General features: G+C 64.3%; 1 pseudogene. It reads right to left on the reverse strand.

Annotated elements, in window-relative coordinates:
• Positions 1-396: pseudogene (locus U5798_RS36960) on the reverse strand (membrane-anchored cell surface protein); the annotation flags it as partial.
• Positions 397-415: the final 19 nt, after the last annotated feature.

Genomic DNA, 415 nt, shown 5'->3' on the forward strand with positions numbered 1-415 from the left:
GGTGCTGTTGGTCGTGGTCAGGCTTGTCGACAGCGAGCTGACGCCGCTTTGTGCCGTGCTGATGCCGGCCGCAGCGGAAGTCGACAGGCTCGCCACGTTACTGTTCGTGGTGTTCAGGCCCGTCGATAGGGAGGTCACGCCGCTTTGCGCCGTGCTGATGCCGACCGCAGCCGAAGTTGACAGACTCGCCACGTTGCTGCTGGTGGTATTCACGCTGGTCGACAACGAGCCCACATCGGTCGACTCCTGGGCCGACAGCGCACCGAGGGTACTGTTGGTCGTGTTCAGGCCCGTCGACAGGGAGGTCACACCGCTTTGCGCCGAGCTGATACCGGCCGCAGCCGACGTCGACAGGCTCGCCACGTTGCTGTTCGTGGTGTTCAGGCCAGTCGACAACGAGGTCACGCCGCTTTGC

The sequence above is a fragment of the Burkholderia sp. BCC1972 genome, assembly GCF_905339605.1.
GTDB lineage: Bacteria > Pseudomonadota > Gammaproteobacteria > Burkholderiales > Burkholderiaceae > Burkholderia.